The sequence below is a fragment of the Actinomadura soli genome, from assembly GCF_005889715.1.
Taxonomy (GTDB): domain Bacteria; phylum Actinomycetota; class Actinomycetes; order Streptosporangiales; family Streptosporangiaceae; genus Spirillospora; species Spirillospora soli.
This window is the reverse complement of sequence record NZ_VCKW01000013.1, coordinates 16,120-35,767: the sequence shown is the minus strand read 5'-3', so window position 1 is coordinate 35,767 and position 19,648 is coordinate 16,120. Positions and strand designations below refer to the sequence as shown.

15 protein-coding genes and 2 pseudogenes are annotated in these 19,648 nt (G+C 67.8%); all 17 read left to right on the top strand.

Annotated features, from left to right (window positions below):
- Positions 1-891 precede the first annotated feature (891 nt).
- The gene (gene gap / locus ETD83_RS04210) at positions 892-1,899 is read left to right on the top strand and encodes a type I glyceraldehyde-3-phosphate dehydrogenase (RefSeq protein ID WP_138643707.1); all 1,008 of its coding nucleotides are present in this window, start codon (positions 892-894) and stop codon (positions 1,897-1,899) included.
- Positions 1,900-2,082: 183 nt separating this feature from the next.
- Entirely contained in the window at positions 2,083-4,059 is a 1,977-nt protein-coding gene (locus ETD83_RS04205) for a non-ribosomal peptide synthetase (protein WP_138643706.1), read from the top strand.
- Complete coding sequence (locus ETD83_RS04200; protein ID WP_138643705.1) at positions 4,056-8,615, top strand: type I polyketide synthase; 4,560 nt, start codon at positions 4,056-4,058, stop codon at positions 8,613-8,615. The genes ETD83_RS04205 and ETD83_RS04200 overlap by 4 nt, the downstream gene beginning before the upstream one ends.
- Before the next feature lies 1 nt (position 8,616).
- Complete coding sequence (locus tag ETD83_RS04195) at positions 8,617-9,807, top strand: serine hydrolase domain-containing protein (RefSeq protein WP_138643704.1); 1,191 nt, start codon at positions 8,617-8,619, stop codon at positions 9,805-9,807.
- Between the two features lie 89 nt (positions 9,808-9,896).
- Positions 9,897-10,808 (top strand): diiron oxygenase, encoded by a 912-nt coding sequence (locus ETD83_RS04190; RefSeq protein ID WP_138643703.1) that lies wholly within the window; start codon positions 9,897-9,899, stop codon positions 10,806-10,808.
- A complete protein-coding gene (locus ETD83_RS04185) occupies positions 10,805-11,644 on the top strand; it encodes a class-II aminoacyl-tRNA synthetase family protein (RefSeq protein WP_138643702.1) in 840 nt (279 codons plus the stop codon). The genes ETD83_RS04190 and ETD83_RS04185 overlap by 4 nt, the downstream gene beginning before the upstream one ends.
- A 25-nt stretch (positions 11,645-11,669) precedes the next feature.
- The gene (locus ETD83_RS04180) at positions 11,670-11,876 is read left to right on the top strand and encodes a hypothetical protein (RefSeq protein ID WP_138643701.1); all 207 of its coding nucleotides are present in this window, start codon (positions 11,670-11,672) and stop codon (positions 11,874-11,876) included.
- 35 nt (positions 11,877-11,911) lie between these two features.
- On the top strand, positions 11,912-12,157 hold the full coding sequence (locus tag ETD83_RS04175; protein WP_205717485.1) for an acyl carrier protein: 246 nt from the start codon (positions 11,912-11,914) through the stop codon (positions 12,155-12,157).
- Between the two features lie 52 nt (positions 12,158-12,209).
- Positions 12,210-13,031: a class I SAM-dependent methyltransferase gene (locus tag ETD83_RS04170; RefSeq protein ID WP_138643699.1), complete on the top strand. Its 822-nt coding sequence runs from the start codon at positions 12,210-12,212 to the stop codon at positions 13,029-13,031.
- A 40-nt stretch (positions 13,032-13,071) separates the two neighbouring features.
- Positions 13,072-14,433 carry a crotonyl-CoA carboxylase/reductase gene (ccrA, locus tag ETD83_RS04165; protein WP_138643698.1) on the top strand — a complete coding sequence of 454 codons (1,362 nt, stop codon included), beginning with the start codon at positions 13,072-13,074 and terminating at the stop codon, positions 14,431-14,433.
- A 119-nt stretch (positions 14,434-14,552) separates the two neighbouring features.
- Positions 14,553-15,812, top strand: coding sequence for an MFS transporter (locus tag ETD83_RS04160; protein ID WP_268920408.1), 1,260 nt, complete (start codon positions 14,553-14,555; stop codon positions 15,810-15,812).
- Positions 15,813-15,850: 38 nt separating this feature from the next.
- Positions 15,851-16,600: an alpha/beta fold hydrolase gene (locus tag ETD83_RS04155; protein ID WP_171064011.1), complete on the top strand. Its 750-nt coding sequence runs from the start codon at positions 15,851-15,853 to the stop codon at positions 16,598-16,600.
- A 423-nt stretch (positions 16,601-17,023) separates the two neighbouring features.
- On the top strand, positions 17,024-17,365 hold the full coding sequence (locus tag ETD83_RS04145; protein WP_138643695.1) for an ArsR/SmtB family transcription factor: 342 nt from the start codon (positions 17,024-17,026) through the stop codon (positions 17,363-17,365).
- 3 nt (positions 17,366-17,368) lie between these two features.
- Positions 17,369-17,875, top strand: a complete 507-nt coding sequence (locus ETD83_RS04140) for an SRPBCC family protein (protein WP_138643694.1) — start codon at positions 17,369-17,371, stop codon at positions 17,873-17,875.
- Entirely contained in the window at positions 17,875-18,495 is a 621-nt protein-coding gene (locus ETD83_RS04135; protein ID WP_138643693.1) for a dihydrofolate reductase family protein, read from the top strand. Before ETD83_RS04140 ends, ETD83_RS04135 begins: the two co-directional genes overlap by 1 nt.
- A gap of 127 nt (positions 18,496-18,622) precedes the next feature.
- A pseudogene (locus tag ETD83_RS04130) lies at positions 18,623-19,363 on the top strand (PAS domain-containing sensor histidine kinase); the annotation flags it as partial.
- A gap of 118 nt (positions 19,364-19,481) precedes the next feature.
- Positions 19,482-19,586, top strand: a pseudogene (locus tag ETD83_RS45840) (hypothetical protein); the annotation flags it as partial.
- Between the last annotated feature and the right edge of the window lie 62 nt (positions 19,587-19,648).

The window sequence follows — 19,648 nt, the reverse complement described above, 5'->3', positions numbered from 1 at the left end:
GACAGCAGGGTGACGACCCCGCTGACGGTGCTGGGCGCATACCGCGCCGCCAACTCCTGCGCCTACTGCTTGACCGCCAGCCGACGGATCGCGTCCAGGCCGACCCCACCGAAGCCGGGGTACATCAAAGTGCCGGGCGGCGATGGGCATCCTCCGCTAGGCCGTCACCGCCGGCGGCCTGCTGCCTGATCCCGAAGTAGCGGCAGGACTGGGTGGCGTTGCCGGTGGCCTCTTCGACGTGGCGGAGACCGCCAGGCGGCGCTTGGCCTCACGGTCCAGCGGAGGGTTGGGACGGTCGAGTTGGGGTTGGTGGTGGACGCAGATGATTTCCGTGGTGGTCGGAGACCCGAGGGTCAACGATGATCGTCAGTTCTGGATCACACCGGCCACTAGGCGAAACACCCTCAGAATCGTCTCTCCCGCGCCGCCGTTGAACGTTTACTCGTAATGCGCCTCCGGCGTCCCCTGGCTTTCCTCCGCCGCCTGAACACCACTCAGTCAACAACCTGCTGACCAGGCACGGCTTGACGAAAGAGGGTGATTTTAGATTGGTGCATTGATGAGCGCAAGTAAAGCTTCCTTTAATGTCGTGGGAGGTGGATCATAGAGCGCATCGTGGGAGGCGCTTGTGCAGACCAGTGGGCCGAGCCTTGGCGGTCGTCACTGTGCGCGCATGAGATGTGACCTGTGTCATATTGAAGCCCTCCATCCCATCTGTTCGTATAGTCAAGTATCCAGTTGGCATAAGTAAATATAAGGTAAAAGAAGTGTTCACAGAGATGCGAAGGCGTCTACGGGTGAAGGGCCCGATATGGTCGCGAGCACGGTAGCGTTCAGCAGGGCGCGCTGACCCCGTTTCGTCATTCCGGCTGTTCATGAAGGGTTTCATGAATGACTGTGCGTGTCGGCATCAACGGATTCGGTCGCATCGGCCGCAGCTACCTGCGCGCGGTGCTCAGCCGGGGCGCCGACGTGGAAGTGGTCGCCGTCAACGACCTCGCCGACCCGGCCACGCTGGCTCACCTGCTGGCCTACGACAGCACGCTGGGCCGCTTCCGCGGCGAGGTGCGCGCCGACGGAGACTCCCTCCTCGTCAACAGGGCGCGGATCTTGGTGTCAGCCGAGCGGGATCCGACCACCCTGCCTTGGGCGAAGCTCGGTGCCGACCTCGTCATCGAGTCCACCGGCGTCTTCACCGACGCCGACCGGGCGCGCGCACACATCGAGACGGGCGCCGCGAAGGTCATCATCTCAGCCCCGGCGAAGAACGAGGACTTGACCTTCGTGTACGGCATCAACCACGACCAGTACGACCCCGAACGCCACGCCGTCGTCTCGAACGCCTCCTGCACCACCAACTGCCTGGCCCCGATGGCCAAGGTGCTGCACGAGGCCATCGGCATCGAGTCCGGCCTGGTGATCACCATCCACGCCTACACCTCTGACCAGAACCTGCTCGACGGCCCGCACCGCGACCTTCGCCGCGCTCGCAATGCGGCCACCAATGTCGTGCCCACCAGCACCGGCGCCGCCAAGGCCATCGGCCGGGTACTACCCGCCCTGGCCGGAAGGCTGGACGGTTTCGCCATGCGCGTCCCCGTCCCCACCGGTTCGGCCACCGACCTGACGGTGACCCTGAGCCGCGAGACGACCGCCGAGGAGATCAACAGTCTGTTCGCCCGGGCCGCCGAGGGATCGCTGGCCGGCATCCTGCGCTATACCGAGGACCCGATCGTCTCCAGTGACATCGTCGCCGACCCCGCGTCGTGCATCGTGGACGCGGGCCTCACCACGGTCGTCGGCGGCAGGCAGGCGAAGGTCGTGGGTTGGTACGACAACGAGTGGGGCTTCTCCAACCGGCTGCTGGACAGCACCCTGCTGGTCGTCGGCTCCCGCTGAACATCTGCCCGAACGCAGACACCCCCGGGCCACCGGTCGCGTAGCGGGGAACGCTTCAGAATCGTCGACGCCCCGACCACGCACGCGCATTCTTATCACCCGGCCTCGAACAACGGCGTTGAGTCCGTCGACTCTTCAACCGTGATCACGAGACGCCCGGGTCGAAGGAGAGGTGAACTGCCCATGCTCCTGGATGGCAAGACGGCGTCAATCATCGGTCAGATCCAAAGGCAGGTGCTGAGCTCACCAACATCGATCGCCGTGTCGGACGACACGGAATCCGTTTCCTATAGGGAACTCTGGCGCCGCACCGAGACGGTGACCCGGCTGTTGCGGGCGACGGGGAGCCGGCCCGGCAGGCCGGTCGGGTTGTGCATGTCCCCGACGGTCGACCGGGTGGCGTCGATGCTGGGGACGATGGGAAGCGGCTCGCCCTACGTGCCGATCGACCCGAACTTTCCAGACAGCCGGATTCGCGCGATCATTGATTCCGCCGCCGTGGAGCGCGTTGTCGTCGACGAGCGCACCGCGAAACGGTTCGCGGCGATGCCGTATGAACTTCTGGAATTCTCCGCCGCCTCATCCGGCTCGTCACCGGGTCCGGTGGACCGGGGTGTGGTGGAGCCGGGCGGTTCGGATCTCGCCTACATCATCCATACCTCGGGATCCACGGGTGAGCCGAAGGGCGTCGCCGTAGAACACGGCAGCGTCAACCACCTGTTCCACGCGTTGGACGGTGTGATACCGCAGCTGCCGGACCGGTCGGCGCAGTGCTGGTTGGCCGCGGCGAACGTCTGCTTCGACATGTCGATCGTGGACCTGTTCTGGCCGCTGACCAGAGGAGTTCCTCTCGTGGTGGCCGATGTCGGCGCCCTGGCCGGAAGGTCCTATCAGAGCGCCGAATTCTTGACCGGCGTACTGGCCAGTGGCAGGGTCACCCACTTCCAGTCGACTCCGTCCCTTGTGCAGCTGATGCTGCAGGACCCCGTTCTCGCCGCTTCGATCCACCAGCTCCACGTGTTGATCATGGGAGGTGAGATCGTGCAGCCCGAGCTGGTCGCCCAGCTCAGGCCGGTCCCCCACATCTTCAACGGCTACGGGCCTACCGAGACCACCGTGTACACCACGCTGCACGAGTGCTCCGATGGCGACACCGAGCACGTACCGATCGGGCGGGCCCTCGGCGGTGTGGACCTTCGTGTGGTCGATGAGTCCGGACGCGACTGCCCGCCCGGCGTACTCGGCGAGCTGCTGATCGGCGGGCCGGGACTGGCCCGGGGCTACATCAACGACGAGGATCTCACGGCCCGGAAGTTCCCGGTGCTGGGCGATCGGGAGAGCCGCCGCCGCTGGTACCGCACTGGTGACGTGGTCAGCATCGACGAGGCCGGGACCGTGCGCTACCAGGGACGCGTTGACGGTCAGGTGAAGGTCCGAGGATTCCGGGTCGAGCTGGGCGAGATCGAGGCGGCGATCCGTGCGGTGCCCGGGATCGAGGAGGCCGCGGTGTTTCCGGTCCGGGACCCGAGCGCGAGAGTGACCGGGTTGACCGCGGTGGTGAAGTCCGCGTCGGCCGCCGTTTCCGAGGCCGGTGTCATCGCCGAGATCAGCAAGGTGCTGCCGCCGTACGCGGTGCCGAACACGGTGAAGGTGCTTCCAGAACTGCCGATCGGCGTCACCGGAAAACTCGACCGGAAGACCCTGGAACATCAGCTCGCGGCAATGGCGCCCGCCGCGCGCCTGAAGAAGGCGGACGAAGATCCGGCAGGCCGGCCTGCCGGGTCTTACGAGCGGATCGTCGCCGAGACTTGGAGTTCGGTTCTGGGCGAGGCGATCGACACCGACGGAAACTTCTTCGATCTTGGAGGGAACTCGATCCTGCTCGGCTCGGTTCATACCCGTCTTCGCGGGCGCTTTCCAGAGGCGAACCTGCAAATGGTCGAGATGTACCGGTATCCCACGATAGCCACGCTGGCGGCGCGGCTCAGGACAGGACCGCCGACGGCACACGGCGCGCCCGCTCGGCCCCAGCCGCCGGTCGGCGGCTCCGTCCAGCCAGACAGGCGTCGGCGCGTTCCGCCGAACACGGCGGACCGGAGACGGCTGGCCCGCCGAGCGGACAACCGGGGTAACGCCACAGAAGGGAGGGACTCGGCATGAGCCGGCACGAATCCAGTGAACACGATGGGCCGGAAGACGAGCACCCGTACAGCGACTCGCAGGGTGTGGCGATCATCGGAATGGCCTGCCGATTCGCGGACGCGGAGTCTCCGGCGCGGTTCTGGTCGAATCTGGTCGACGGAGTGGAGTCGATCACTGTCGAGGATGGTGCGGCCCCTGACGGGCGGCTGCGCGCTGCCTCGACCCTTGACGGCATCGACGAGTTCGACGCCGGGTTCTTCGGCTACAACCCGCGCGAAGCCGCACTTCTCGACCCGCAGCATCGGCTGTTCCTCGAGGTCTGCTGGGAGGCACTCGAGGACGGCGGTAGCGCCGGCCGGCGGCGCACCACCGATATCGGGGTATACGGAGGCAGCGGAACCAGCCTGTATCTGATGCACAACCTCATCGGTCAGGCGGGCAGGCCCCTGCCGAACTTTCTGGACTCCACCGACGATCTGCAGCTGGCCATGGCCGCGGATCGCGACTATCTGACCAGCCGGGTGGCGTACAAACTCGGTCTCAGCGGTCCCAGCGTCACCGTCCAGGCCGCTTGCGGCACCTCGCTGTACGCGCTCCACCTGGCGTGTCAGGCGCTCCTGGCCGGTGAGTGCGACCTGGCACTGGCCGGCGGAGCGCACGTGCCGGTCCCGCAGATCGACGGCTACCAGCCGGAACCCGGGCTGGTCATGTCGCAGGACGGCCACTGCAGGGCCTTCGACGCGCGGGCCACGGGCACGGTCTTCGGCAGCGGCGTCGGCGTGGTGCTGCTGAAGCCCCTGGCACAGGCGCTGGCAGACGGCGACAGCATGTACGCGGTCGTCCGGGGTACCGCGGTCAACAATGACGGCTCGGGAAAGCCGGGCTTCAGCACCCCGAGCGTGGCCGGCCAGGCCGCGGTGATCCGGCAGGCGCTCGCCGCGGCGAATGTCGAGGCCGGTTCGATCTCCTACGTCGAGGCGCACGGCACCGCGACGCCGACCGGCGATCCCATCGAGATCGCGGCGCTGACCGAGGCCTTCCAGGGCGTGCGCCCGCAATCCTGCGCCCTGGGATCGGTCAAGACGAACATCGGGCACCTGAGCTGGGCCGGCGGCGTCTCCGGGCTCATCAAGGTCGCACTCTCGCTGCGGCACCGGAAGCTGCCGGCCTCTCTGCATTTCCGGGAGCCCAACCCGGCGATCGACTTCGCCGCGTCACCGTTCTACGTGCAGTCGGAGACCACGGGATGGGACGTCCACGGCGGGCCGCGCCGCGCCGGAGTCAGCGCCTTCGGGCTCGGCGGCACGAACGCCCACGCGATCCTGGAGGAACCACCGGATGCTCCTGCCGGCAGGAACGTTCCCGCCCGCGCCGTGGCGCCGGGCCCTCAGGTGCTGCCGATCTCTGGACACTCCGAGTCCGCGCTCCGCGACCTGGCGGCCCGGGTCAGCAGGGCGCTGCTGGATGACGACGCCGCACCGGAGGTCATCGACGCGGCGTACACCCTCGGGACCGGTCGTCAGCACTTTGCCCATCGGGCGGCCGTCGTCGGTTCGGATCACAAGACGCTGGCCGCCCTCCTGGACGCCGTGGCGGACGGCCAGGACGACGTGTCCGACAGGTTCGACGGCGAGATCGGTCTCGCGTCCGGGCGTGCGGCCGACCCGCCGCCGCGGCTGACCACGCTGTTCTCCGGGCAGGGAGGGGAATACCTGGAAGCGTGCCGTGACCTCTATCTGTCCGAGCCCGTCTTCCAGGAGTTCGTTGACAGCACCGATCCGTACTTCCGGCAGCACACCGGATACCGGCTTTCGGAGTTCCTCTATCAGGACGGCGCGCGCCGCGGCATGCCCATCGCCGACATTCGGCTGGCCCAGCCCATCGTCTACGCACTGCAGGTCGGGCTGATGCGCCTGTGGCGCGGTTGGGGGATCACGCCGGACACCTACATCGGCCACAGTCTGGGAGAGTACGCCGCGGCGCACTGCGCCGGCGTGTTCGACTTCGAAACCGGGCTTTACCTCGTCTGTGAGCGGGGGAAACTGCTCGATACCCTGCCCGATTCCGGCGCCATGGCGGCCGTCTTCGCCGGCGAGCCGGACGTGCTCGACCTGCTGGAGGGCAACGACCAGGTCGATATCGCGGCGGTCAACGCGCCGAACCGTATCGTGATCTCCGGCGACCGAAGCGCGCTCCACGATGTCGTCACCGAGGCCGAGAAGCGTGGCATCACCTGCCGGAAACTGCGCATCAGCCGGGCCGGACACTCCAGGCAGATGGACGCCATCCAGGACGGTTACTCCGCCGTCCTGGAATCCGTCGAGATGCGCCCGCCGACGCACACGATCATCTCCACGCTGACCGGATCCGTGATCGGCGACGAGATCGCGACAGCCGGGTACTGGCGGCGGCAGCTGCGACACCCGGTGCGTTTCTTCGAAGCGCTCCGCGGGGCCGCCTCCGACGTCTTCCTGGAGATCGGCCTGTCCAACACACTCGCCAATCTGGCCCAGGTGGCGCTGGGCGACGGCGGGGAGGGTGAGCCGACGTTCCTGGAAACGCTTCGCTGGGAACGCGACGACATCGCCTCCACCCGGCTGGCGCTGGCCGGTGCGTACTCGGCCGGCATGGCGGTGGATTGGGCGGCCGTGTCCCCAGGTGGCCGCATGGTCACCCTGCCCACGTACCCGTTCCAGCGCAGCCGTCATTGGATCTCGCCGACCGGCCCGACCGGCGTCGCGGCGGCCGGGCGCGTCGCCAGCGACGCGATGGGAGCGGTCGACGCACCCGTGACGGATCACCCGCACGCCGACGGCACCGGCCACTACGTGGTCACCTGGGCCGACGCTCCTCCAGTTGCTTCGGCGCCGGTCGCCGAACCTCTGGCAGGCAGGCGATGCCTGGTCGTCGAGCCCTCGACGAAATCGGGCGCGGACCTGGCGCGGGAGTTGGAACGCCTGGGCGCCGAGGTGCTGGTCCATGCGCTCTCGGACGAGCACGACGACGCGGTGGCGGCCGCCGCGCGGGCGATCGCCGAGTACCGGCCGGCCACGGTCGTCAACGCCGTGCCGGCCCTGCGCAAGCGGCACGCCGACCTCGGCGGCCTTCCGCTCACCACGGAGTCGGTGTCCGGCGACGTGGTCGCCGCCGGTGGCCTGGCCACTCTGCGGACGTTCCAGGCGGTGTCCGCGGCGAACCCGCACGACGTCACCGTCTGCACGGTCACTTCAGGAGCACACCAGGTCCTGACATCGGATGACGTGATTCCCGCGCAGGGAGCGGTCATCGGTGTCGCGCGGACCGCCAGAACAGAACTCTCGACCGTGCACCACATGCTCATAGACCTGGACCCCGCCGACACCAGGCAGCGGTGGAGCGCGGCCGTCGCGCGGCTGGCGGCGGCCATCGGTTCGGCACCGGCCGGTGACGCGGAACTGGCGCTGCGCGGCGACCGCACGCTGCTGCCGTGTCTGCGCCCCGCCATGCCCCCGTCCGGAGGCGGACGCGTCCGTATCGATCCGGGGGGTTGGTACATCCTCACCGGAGGGTTGTCCGGGATCGGCCTGGAATGCGCGCGGGCACTGCTGGAGCTGGGCGCCAGGAGGCTGGTCGTCAGCGGCCGTCGGGCTCCCCGCCGGGAACTGGCGGAGCGGATGCGGCGACTGCGGCAGGAGTTCGCCGCGGACATCCGGACCGAAACCGTCGACGTCACGTCACGGCCACAGGTCGCCAGGCTGCTCGCCGACTATTCCTCCGGGGACTTTGCCGTGCGCGGCATCATCCACGCCGCGGGCGTTATCGACGACGGGATCATCGACCGCACGGACTGGAGCCGGATGGCCCGCGTGCTCGCACCAAAGGCGCAAGGTGCGTGGAATCTCCACCGGTGCGCCACCGAGTACGCACCCGATCTCGACCTCTTCGTCATGACCTCCTCCTATGGCGGCCTGTTCGGCAATCCCGGGCAGGCCGGTCACGCCGCGGCCAACACCTTCCTCGACGCGCTGGCGGGCCACCGGCGAGCGGTCGGCTTGCCTGGCCTCTCCCTGGACCTGGGGTCCTGGTCAGATGTCGGGTACCTCGCCGGCAACGATGGCTATCTTCGCCGGCTCGAGGAACAGGGCGTCGGCACGATCTCCAGCTCGGAGGGCCGACCGGTCGTGCGAGCCGCGATCGAGGGCTGGCCCGCGGGACAGGTCGCCATCCTGCCCACGCGGTGGCACGACCTCGATCCAGATCACCATCTGGCCTCGAACCCCGTCCTGAACGGAGTGACCGGCGACGGGTCCGCCTTTTCACCCGGTGACGCGGATGCTCCGGCACCGGTGACGCCGGCCGACATCATGGCCTGCTGCCAGGGCGTGGTGGCCCGCGTGCTGGGCTACGACGTCGAGGAGCTCGGCCGGATCGACCTGGCGGAAGCCGGCATGGACTCCCTCAACGCGCTCACCATACGGAACAGGCTGCAACGACTGCTGTCGGTGCCGCTGCCCGCCTCGATCTGCTTCGACAGGCCGACGCTCAGCGAGCTCGCCGCCGATATCGAGAAGCGGATGACGGAGATTCGGAGCTGATATGAAAATGACGGTCGGGCCTCATGAAGGCCATGATTCCGTGTATTCGGAGAGAATTACTGGTGCGTCGTCGGAAGAATTCCTCCCGCTCGTCCGGGAGTTCGACCGGATCCACCGGGACGGCGCCGATTCGAACGCCGAGCTTTGTGTCTACGTGGAGGGCGAGGAACGGGTCTCCCTGCGTTCCCAGGGGCAGGAACCCGATCGGCTGCAGAACGTGCGTTCGGTCAGCAAGGCCCTGCTTTCGGTCATCGTGCACGCCCTGCATGAGCGGGGAGTCATCGATATCGACAGCCCCATGGCCGGGATCTGGCCGCAGTTCGCGGTGGCCGGAAAGGAGTCCATCACCCTGGCCACCTTCCTCAGCCACCAGGCCGGGCTGATCGGCGTCGATCGCCGGCTCTCCGCCGACGACGTGATCGACTGGTATCCGGCGGTCGAGGCGCTCGCCGCACAGCGCCCGTACTGGGAGCCGGGAACCGATCACGGTTATCACGACCTGACCTTCGGCTGGGGCGTGGGCGAATATCTGCGGCGGGCAACCGGGAAGTCCGTGGACGAGCTCTTTGGGGACGAGTTCCGAAAGCCGCTCGACGCGGAGGTCCGCATCGGCATCGGCGCGGAGGACTTTGCCCGTGTCGTGCCATTCCAGGCGTCGCGGTCCGCGGGTAACGGCGCGGCCGCCGAAATCATGCACCTGCTGGGAGACAAGTCCTCTCTGCTCAGCAGGTCTCAGATGAATCCGAACCTGCTGGACGCAGAAAGGTCCATGCGCTATCTGAGCGCGGAAGTCCCCGGCTGCAACGCCGTCTCCACCGCCCGGCCGTTGGCCCGGATATTCGCCGCGACCCTCGGGCCCGTTGACGGGGTACGCCTCTGGAACCGGGAGACCCTGCTGCGTGCCTCCCGGCTGCGGAAACGCGGAACGGATCGTGTCTTCGCCCGTGAACGGGCCTATTCGCAAGGCTTCATGCTGCCCGACCCGAACCTGCCGCAGGCGGGTCCGGAGGTGGAGTCGTTCGGCCACTACGGGCAGGATTGCGCACTGGTCTTCGCCGTCCCGCGACACAACCTGGCCTTCGCCTACACCTCGACGCAGTTGAACCATCGGCTCGATCAGTACACCAAGACCGACGACCGTTCCAGTCGGCTCGGCCGGATGGCTGTCGAGTCGGCGCGCGAGACTCGCTGAGACGCGTCAAGCCGCCGACCCTCCCTTCGGCGCGACACCGAACAGGCTCCAGCACAGTTCCGCCACCCAATCGACGATGGGGGTTTGCGATGACAAATGCTCGAATGGATGACAGTCCACGTCTCCGGGAAATTCTCGACCGGTTGAGCGCTATGTCGATCGAGGACTACTACAACCCGTACCAGATGTTCCAGTGGCCGGACACGTTGCCCGAGGACATGTGGTGGATGAGCCCCGAGTTGACCACGACATTCGAGACGGAGGTCGCCGAGGAGCTGACGCGGGAACAACTCTTCGCGCTGTCCAGGTTCGAGAGCGTCAACTTCTACAGTCTCAACGTCCACGGCATCCGGGAACTGCTCATCGAGATCACCGAACGCATCCACACAGACGACTTCGCCAGTGCCTCCGAGTTCTTCCACCACTTCATCGGTGAGGAGAACGAGCACATGTGGTTCTTCGCCGAGTTCTGTCAGCGGTACGGCGGGAAGATCTACAAGCAGCTCCGCGGTGGGGCCGAGACCGTGCCGCCGGGTGAGGCGGCGAGCCTGCTCGTCTTCGCCCGCATACTCATCTTCGAGGAACTGGTCGATCACTTCAACGTCCGGATGGCGTCGGATGAGCGACTGGACGACACCATCCGGCAGATCAATCGCATCCATCACCAGGACGAGTCCCGGCACATCGCGTTCGGCCGGGAGCTGGTCAAAGTCCTGTTCGAGCGCTTCCGCAGCCGCGCGACGCAGGAGGAGCTCGACGAGGTGCGCGGCTACCTCGGGCGGTACCTGACCTACAGCTTCGAAACGCTGTTCAACCCCCAGGTCTATCGGGACGCCGGCATCCCGAATCCGCTGGAGGTCCGGCGGCGGCTGCTCGAGGGACCGCGGCGGCACGAGTTCGAGGCGCAGGTGTTCCGCAAGACGCTGCCGTATCTGACCAAGATCGGCCTGGTCACGCACGAGACCGGGTCCGCCGTACCGTCCGTGGAGGCAGCACAGTGACCCGCGTAGGAGACAGCCGGATCGCCGAGGGCCTCGCCATCCTCGGCCCCGCGGAGACCGCACTGCTTCGGCTCCTGGACGACGCCTTTCGCGGCTGGGGGATCGACGCGGGCGCCGACGAGATCTCGGCGCCACCGGTCTATCCGGTGGACGAGTTGGCGGACCTGGACCTCTACGTGAACTTCCCCCATCTCGCGCTCGTCGCCGGGGGGTTGGAGACGCCCACCGACGGGCCGTCCAAAGGACGGTTCTCGCCCGCCCAGGTGGCGGGCCCCCACCTCGGCCTGTCCACCGCGACTTGCTTCGCCGCGTATCTGCTGCACCAGCACACGCGAGTGCCCCCGGAGACTCTGGTGACGCTCGTGAACCAATGCTTCCGCAGGGAAAGCCGTTTCGACGGACTGCGCCGACTGCTCAGCTTCCAGATGCGAGAGATCGTCGCGATCGGGTCCTTCGAGCACACGCAGGACGTGATAGCCCGGTTCCGGGAGCGAATCGAGGACTTCCTTGGCCGACTGGACCTCGACGTCGAAGTGGAGGCCGCGACCGATCCGTTCTTCCAGGGTGGGGGCGCGCGCGCCCTACTGCAGCGCATGGAGCCGGTCAAGCACGAGTTCCAAGTCGACGGCCTCGCCATCGCCTCGGTCAACACGCACCGGAACTTCTTCGGTGAGCGGTGCCGGATCACCTTCGGGAACGACGACTCGACGGCGTTCACCGGGTGCGTCGCCTTCGGGCTGGAACGCTGGGTGAGCGTCCTGATCGACCGCTACGGCACTGCCGAGAAGGCCCGGACGAGATCCGAGCAGGTGCTCCATGAAACCTACTCCGCCTAGCCCATCACGCATCGGGGTGGACATCATGCTGATCTGCCACGCCGTGCTGATCTCCCGCGCCGAGGAACTCGTCGCGCCGGATCGTCGGAGCCGGTGCCGGGCCGGTCGTCCACCTCCACGGGAGCGGCCGCACCGCTGGCCGAGGCCGCCCGGCTGGATCCCCGAGACATCGGTCAGCCCGGCCCGCGAGGGCGCGTATGCCGTGGCGGTCGCGACGGCCGCCCGAACATGAGACCGAACATGAGACCACACAGGAGAGGTGTCACAGTGACCGAGCCGAAGGCAACGGGTATCGGCGTCATCAAGGACTGGATCCTGGCCAAACACGAGAGCCGGACCGACGTCGGCCCCGACGAGGATCTGATCGAGAACCGCCTGGTCGACTCGCTGTCCTTCGTCGAGTTCGTCTTCCTGATCCAGGAGACGAGCGGCGTAGAGATCGACCTGGACTGCCTGGGCATCAACGACGTGCGCACCCTGGCCACCATCGAGAAGCGTTTCCTGGCCGGCTGAGCCGGCCCGCCACCCCGTCCGGGCCGACGCGAACGAGAAGGAGAACACCTACGTGGACGACATCTCCTATACCGCTCAGTGGACCGCGGCCGCCCGCGCCCTGGAGAGTGAACGTGCGGATGGCCTGATCCGTGACGACTACGCCCGGCACCTGGCCGAGCCCCGCGGGTTCGAGCTGCTCGACAGGTACCGGGGAGCCGCCGTCAGCGACTTCATCGCGGTACGCACCCGCTACATGGACGACGCCCTCACGCGCGTCCTCGGCCACACCGGGATCCGGCAGATCGTGCTGTTGGCCAACGGTATGGACACGCGCACCCACCGCCTCGACTGGCCTGAGGGCGCCACCGTCTACGAAGTGGACCACGGAGCGCTACTCGCCGAGAAGCAGTCGCGCTTGGCCGCGCTCGTGGTCGAGCCGAGGGTACGGACCGTGCCCGTCAAGGCCGACCTGGCCGGAGACTGGCTGGAGGCGTTGAAGTCAGGCGGCTTCGACACAGCCCAGAGCACCCTGTGGGTCGCCGAAGGCTTGGTCTTCTTCCTCACCGAGCAGCAGGTCGGGCAGCTGCTCGAGACGGTGGCCGGCGCCTGTCCTCCCGAGAGCTGGCTGGTCGTCGACATGACCAGCGCGACCCTGCTGCGCCACCCGATGACCCAGCCGTTTCTCCGGTCCCTGCGGGAAGACGGGACACCGTGGCGGTTCGGCACCGACCAACCGGAGGAGTTCTTGAGCGACCACGGCTTTGCGGTGCGCGACCTCAGGCAGCCCGGCGAGGCGGGCGCCGGCGCGGGGCGCTGGCCGTACGCCGTCACCCCGCGTGAGGTGCGCGGTGTGCCGAGGAACTGGCTGATCAGCGCCGTCACGAAGGCATGACGACAACGGGCGGCACAACGAGCCTGAGAAGAAGGTGAGGATGAGCGCGCCGCTGGAAGCCCTGGTGACCGGCCAGGCCACTAATGACGAGGTCGAACGGATTCGGGTCCCCGACGAATACCTCGCCGCGCACTTGCGCGTGGAGGACGTCGGCATGTTCGGCGACACGGACGACAAGGACGTGCGCAAGTCGCTGCGGGTCGGTCCGGTCCCCATGCCGGAACTCGCCCCGGACGAGGTGCTGGTCGCTGTGATGGCGAGTTCGGTGAACTACAACACCGTGTGGTCGGCGATGTTCGAGCCGCTACCGACATTCCGGTTCCTCAAGCAGTTCGGCCGGCAGGGCGGCTGGGCGAGCCGGCATGATCAGCCCTATCACGTCGTCGGTTCCGACGCCGCCGGCGTCATCCTCCGAGTCGGCTCAGGGGTCCGCCGCTGGCGGCCGGGCGACCATGTCGTGGTGAGTCCTGCCTACGTCGACGACCAGGAGCCGGGCACCCACGCCGACGGCATGCTCGGTGCCGAGCAGCGCGCCTGGGGTTTCGAAACCAACTTCGGCGGGCTGGCCGAGTACGCCGTGGTGCGGGCCAGTCAGCTCATCCCCAAACCCGGCCACCTGAGTTGGGAGGAAGCCGCGACGAACCCGCTGTGCGCGGGGACGGCGTACCGGATGCTGGTGGGCAACCGCGGCGCCCGGCTCAAGCAGGGCGATGTGGTGCTGATCTGGGGTGCGGCGGGTGGGCTCGGCGCGTACGCGGTGCAGTTCGCCAGAAATGGCGGGGCGATCCCAGTCGGCGTGGTCGGATCACCGCACAAGGCCGAGTTGCTGCACCGGCTCGGCTGCGACGTCGTGATCGACCGCAATGAGATCGGCCTGAGCGATGACGCCGCCGACGATCCCGACCGGGTACTGGAGATCGGCAAGCGGCTCGGCGCGATCATCCGCGATCGGGTGGGGCGCGACCCGGACATCGTGTTCGAGCACGTCGGACGGGCCACCTTCGGGGTCTCGGTGTTCGTGGTCCGCCGCGGCGGCGTCGTGGTCACATGTGGCTCCAGCAGCGGCTACCAGCACAGCTACGACAACCGCTACCTGTGGATGCGGTTGAAGAAGGTCATCGGCAGCCACGTCGCGAACCTGCAGGAACAGTGGGACTGCAACACGCTCTTCGAACTCGGCCACATCGTGCCGACCCTGTCGGTGGTCTATCCGCTGGCCCAGGCGCCCGAGGCGACCAGGCTGATGCAGACCAACCAGCACACCGGCAAAGTGGCGGTGCTGTGCCAGGCGCCGCGGCCGGGGCTCGGCGTCACGAACGCGGCACGGCGCGCCTCCGTCGGCGAGGAGCGGCTCGCCCTTTTCCGGGAGTCCGGCCGGCTCGAGGAAAAGGTCGGGGCGTGAGCCGGCGGGCCATCGGCCTGCTCGGCCCAGTCTGGCCAAAGGGCAGGCGGCGATGCCGACACAATCGACGGGTCGTCGAAACATGACGTGCCCTCAACTGATTTGGAGGTCTCAACGCGGTGGCGGAAAACGAGAGGTCTGCCGACACGTCTCCCTGGCGGGCACAGACAGCAATTCTGGCGCTCGGCGCATTCGTGGTCGGTACCGACGGATTCATCATCGTCGGTCTCCTTCCCGAGATCAGTAGAACTCTGCACGTCAGCACCGGTGCCGCCGGTCAGATGGTCAGCCTGTTCTCCCTTGCCTACGCGACCCTGGGGCCGATCCTCGCCGCCGCCACGGGCACATGGTCCAGGCGCCGGGTCCTCGTGGCCGGTGTCGCGCTTCTCGCGGCCGGCAACGCCGTGACCGCGTCGGCGTCGAACTACGGGTTGGTCCTCGCGTCCCGCACGCTCGCAGGAGCCGGCGCGGCGCTGTTCATGGCGAGCGCCGTGGCCACGGCCGCCTACCTGGCCGGTGAGCGGCGGCGGGGCAAGGCCATCGCCACGGTGACCGCCGGGGCGACGCTGGCGCTGGTGCTCGGCGCTCCGCTCGGCACCCTCATCGGCGGGATCTGGGGTTGGCGCGCGGCGATCTGGTTCGTCGCCGCGATCGCCGCCGTCGTCGCGGCCGTCGTCGCCCTCCTGCTGCCGTCCGTCAGGCTCGACCGGGGCGCGACACTGCGGCAGCGCTTCGCGCCGCTCGCCGACCGGCGGGTCCTGAACATCCTGGTGGTCACGCTGCTGGCGTTCATCGCGATCTTCCTTCCCTTCACGTACATGAGTGCGGTCTTCGCCCCGGCCCTCGACGGCGAGCAGTCCCGGCTCGCGCTCCTGCTCCTGGTGTTCGGCGTCACCGCCACAGGGGGGAACCTGGCGGCCGGCGCACTGGCCGACCGGTACGACCCGCGGCGCGTCGTCATCGCCGCCACCGTGGGCGTCACCGCGGTGTTCATGATCATGCTGCCGGTCCGGGAGATCTTCGTCCTAGCGGTGATCGCCACGGCGCTCAGCGGCATCGTGTCGTACTCGGTCATCGGCCCGCAGCAGCACCGGATCATCACATACGCGTCTTCGGGAGGCGCGCCGCTGCTGACCTCGCTCAACACGTCCGCCGCGTACCTCGGCAACTTCCTGTCCAGCATCATCGGAGCGATCGTCCTCACCCGATCCGCGGCCCTGCTGCTGCCCGTCGGCGCGACCTTCGCGGCCTGCGCGGCTCTCCTCACCTGGTGGCTGTCACGCGGTGGAGACGCCGTCGACGAGGCCGGCGACCCGGGGGGCCGCGAAGTGACGCCGCCGCGCAACGCACCTTCGAGAGAACAGGACAGAACACCTTGAGTATGACGAAGCACCAGGTCGACATCGCCGGAATTCCCGTGGGCTACTACGTGGACGGTCAAGGGCCGGAACTCGTCCTCGTGCACGGCGGCACCGGACATCCGGAGACGAGCTTCGCGAGCCTGCTCGAGGAGTTCACGCCGCACCGGACCACGATCGTGCCCGGGTACTCGGGTAGCACCCTCACCCCCCTCCCTGATGGCGAGGTGGACGTCGATCTCCTGGCTGATCAGGTGCTGGGAGTGGTGAGGGCCGCCGCGAACGGCCCGGTGGACATGTTCGGAATCTCCACCGGCGCGGTCGTCGCCGCCGCTGTGGCCAGCAAGGACGCGGAACTCATCCGCCGCCTGGTGGTCCTGGGCGGATTCGTCCACTACCGCCATCCGTGGCAGCGCCTTCTCCTCCGGACATGGCGTCGGCTCGCCGATCTGGACGCGGATGCCTTCGCCGAGTACACGCTCCTCCATGTTCTGTCGGACGCGTTCCTGGATTCCATGAGCGCGAGTGAACGCCTTCGGCTGCGCGCTGGACTGGCGCCGTCCGAGGGAATGGTCGCATTGATCGACTTCGTGGGCCAGGTGGACATCAGCGGCCGTGTCGGAGACATCAAGTCACCGACGCTCGTCGTCGGAATGAGGCATGACCAGCTGGTTCCCGTGCGGTACGCGAAACAGTTTCATGCAGCGATACCGGGCAGTGAGTACGTCGAGATCGACTCAGGTCACGCAGCAGCGATCGAGAAACCGGCCGAGCTTCTCAAGCACATCAAGGAGTTCCTCGCCCAGTAGGCGGGGCGAGGCATCCACGGTTTTCCGCACCCGGTGCTCCTCGAAGACGGGCGAGCCGAACTCTCGGCCGCACGCTCGGAGCAAGGGGCGCGATGGGAGTCGGTGCTGTTGCTGGGGTCACCGGATGCGGTCGAAGCGGCGCGACGCTGGCACCGGACCGTGACGTCTCGCAGGTCCACACCTGCGTCCAGCATGGTGGTCACGAAGGTGCGCCACCGGTGGGGATGAGTTGTTCCCCGGCAGCTCGTGCTGGCGCGGATCATCAAGCCGACCAGCAAGGAGGACAACGTCCGGGTTCCTTGAGGAGGTCGGCGTGAACGCAACTCGCCGAGTCAGGTGACAAGGGTCTCGATCGGCATCCTCACAAGATCCGCCTGGTTCCTCCAGGTTGACGCATACCCATATGGGAATATGATGGTGGTCATGGCACGAGCAGCGACGACGTCGGACGTCTTCAACGCGATCGCCGAGCCGCAGCGCCGGGAGATCCTGGTGCTGTTGCGGGCGGGTGAGCGGCCGGTGACCGAGTTGGCCCGGGAGCTGGGGATGACCCAGCCGGGGGCGTCCAAGCACCTGCGGGTGCTCCGGGAGGTCGGGCTGGTGCGGGACCGCAAGGCGGGCAAGCAGCGCCTGTACGGCCTTGACGCCCGCGGGCTGCGGCCGGTCCACGAGTGGACCGGCGGGTTCGAGCGGTTCTGGAACGAGAGCTTCGACCGGCTGGACGCGTACGTGCAGGACCTGAAGCAGGCAAGGCAGGAGGAATAGCTGATGAGCGCGACACGACGAGGAGCGCCGGCGCAGTCCGCGACGGCCGACCGCGAGGTCGTCATCTCCCGGGTCATCGACGCCCCACGGGAGCTGGTGTTCGAGGCCTTCACCGAGGTCCGGCACCTGTCACGGTGGTGGGGACCGGAGGGGTTCACCACGACCACGCGGTCGTTCGAGTTCCGCGCCGGCGGGGTGTGGGACTTCGTGATGCACGGACCGGATGGGACGGACTACACCGAGTGGATCTCCTGGACCGAGATCGCCCCGCCGGAGCGGATCGCGCTGCTGCACGGCGAGTCCCGCGGTGATCCGAACGCCTTCGAGTCGGTCCTGACGTTCGCGCCCGACGGCGCGGCGACCCGGATCGTGATGCGCACGGTGTTCCCCACCAAGGAGCTGCGCGACGAGGCCGTCGAGAAGTACCACGCGATCGAGGGCGGCCGGCAGACCCTGAGCAACCTGGCCGCCTACGTCACCGAGATCGTTCGGAAGGGAGTGGAGGACTGATGGCCGGAAAGGTGTTCTTCAGCGTGTCGATGTCGCTGGACGGGTTCATCGCGCCCGAGTCCGCCGGGGAGTTGATGGGGCGGCAATGGATGGAACTGCAGGCGTGGGTCTTTCCGCAGCGGTTCTTCCGGGAGAACCTGAAGCTTGGCGAGGGCGGCGAGGAAGGGCGCGACAATGACATCGTGCGGGAGACGTTCGAGCGCACCGGCGCGAGCGTGATGGGCAAGCGCATGTTCGACGCCGGCGAGCGGATGTGGCCGGAGGAGGCGCCGTTCCACACGCCGGTCTTCGTCGTGACGCACGAGAAGCGTGATCCCTGGGAGCGGCCGGGCGGGACCACCTTCCACTTCGTCAACGACGGCATCGAGTCCGCGCTCGACCAGGCCCGCCAGGCCGCCGGCGACCGGGACGTCCGCATCGCTGGCGGCGGCGCGACGATCTTGGAGTACGTGAACGCCGGCCTGATCGACGAGTTCTCGATCGCGCTGTCGCCTGTGCTGTTCGGCTCCGGAATCCGCCTGTTCGAGGGCGTGGACGCGGCCCGCGTGGCTCTGGAGCCTATCCGCGCGGAGCCCTCCCCGAGGGTGACGCACCTGACCTACGCCGTCCGGGAGCGGTAGGCGCTCGGCGGACGGGCCCTGGCCGACCAGGCGACCGGCTGGGCGACCACGTCGAACGCGCTTCGTTTTGCGAGTTATCGATAGTCCGGTGGGTCCTGATTTGTGGGGCTTGGGGTAGTTAACGGACATGCTAGAGGTCGATATGGCCGCGGTATTCGACATGGAGCCCGTGGCGTGCGCGGTCATCTCTCCCGAGCTGGTGTTCGTTGCGGTGAACCAGGCTTATGAGCGGCTGGCGGGCCCCCGCGATCGGCTGATCGGCCGCAACGTGTTCGAGGCTCTCCCCGGCGGCCTGTCCGGCAAGAACGCCCGGCATTGGCAGGCCGCGTTGGATTGGGTGCCGGCGGAGGGCGTGCCGTACGTCATGCCGTGGGGACGCTACGACCTCCAGGTGCCGGGGCGGCCAGGGCAGTACGAGCGGCGGTACTGGAGCACGGTGGACGCGCCGCTGCTGGGTCCCGACGGCAAGGTCGCGCTGATCATCCACCGGATCGAGGACATCACCGCGTTCATCGAACAGGTTCACGACGTCCAGCCGTCCGGCAGTGCGCAGCCCGAGGGTCTGCTGGCGGCCGAGATCGAACTCTACGCTCGGTCACGGGAACTGCAGGAGGTGAACGAGCGGCTGCGGCACGCTCGGGCACAGGAACGCCATGCCATCGCTGCGCTGGAAGAAACGGTCGAGCGGCAGCGGCAGGAGGTCACCGACGCTTCCCACGACCTGCGCAATCCCCTCACCGGCTTGCAGACGCGGCTGGAGGACGCCCTCTGCGACCCCGACATCGATTCACGCCAGGTCCTGAACGCCGCGCTGCAGGACGCCGAGCGGCTGAGCGACATCGTCGCCGACCTGCTGGAGTTGGCCCGCATGGACGCCGGCACCCCCGTGTCCACCGAACCGGTCGATCTGTCCCGCCTGGTCCGCGACACTCTGGCGGCGCGTCCCCTGCCCGCATGCCCTCGACACCCATCTTCAGGACCCGGCCGTGGTGCACGGCTCCCGCCCTCGCCTGCTCCGCCTGCTGAGCAACCTGGTGGTCAACGCAGAACGGCACGCCCGAACCCGGATCGAGGTATCCGTCACCACCGAAAACGATCACGCGGCCCTCCAGGTCATCGACGACGGGCCCGGTATCCCCGCCGCTGACGCGAA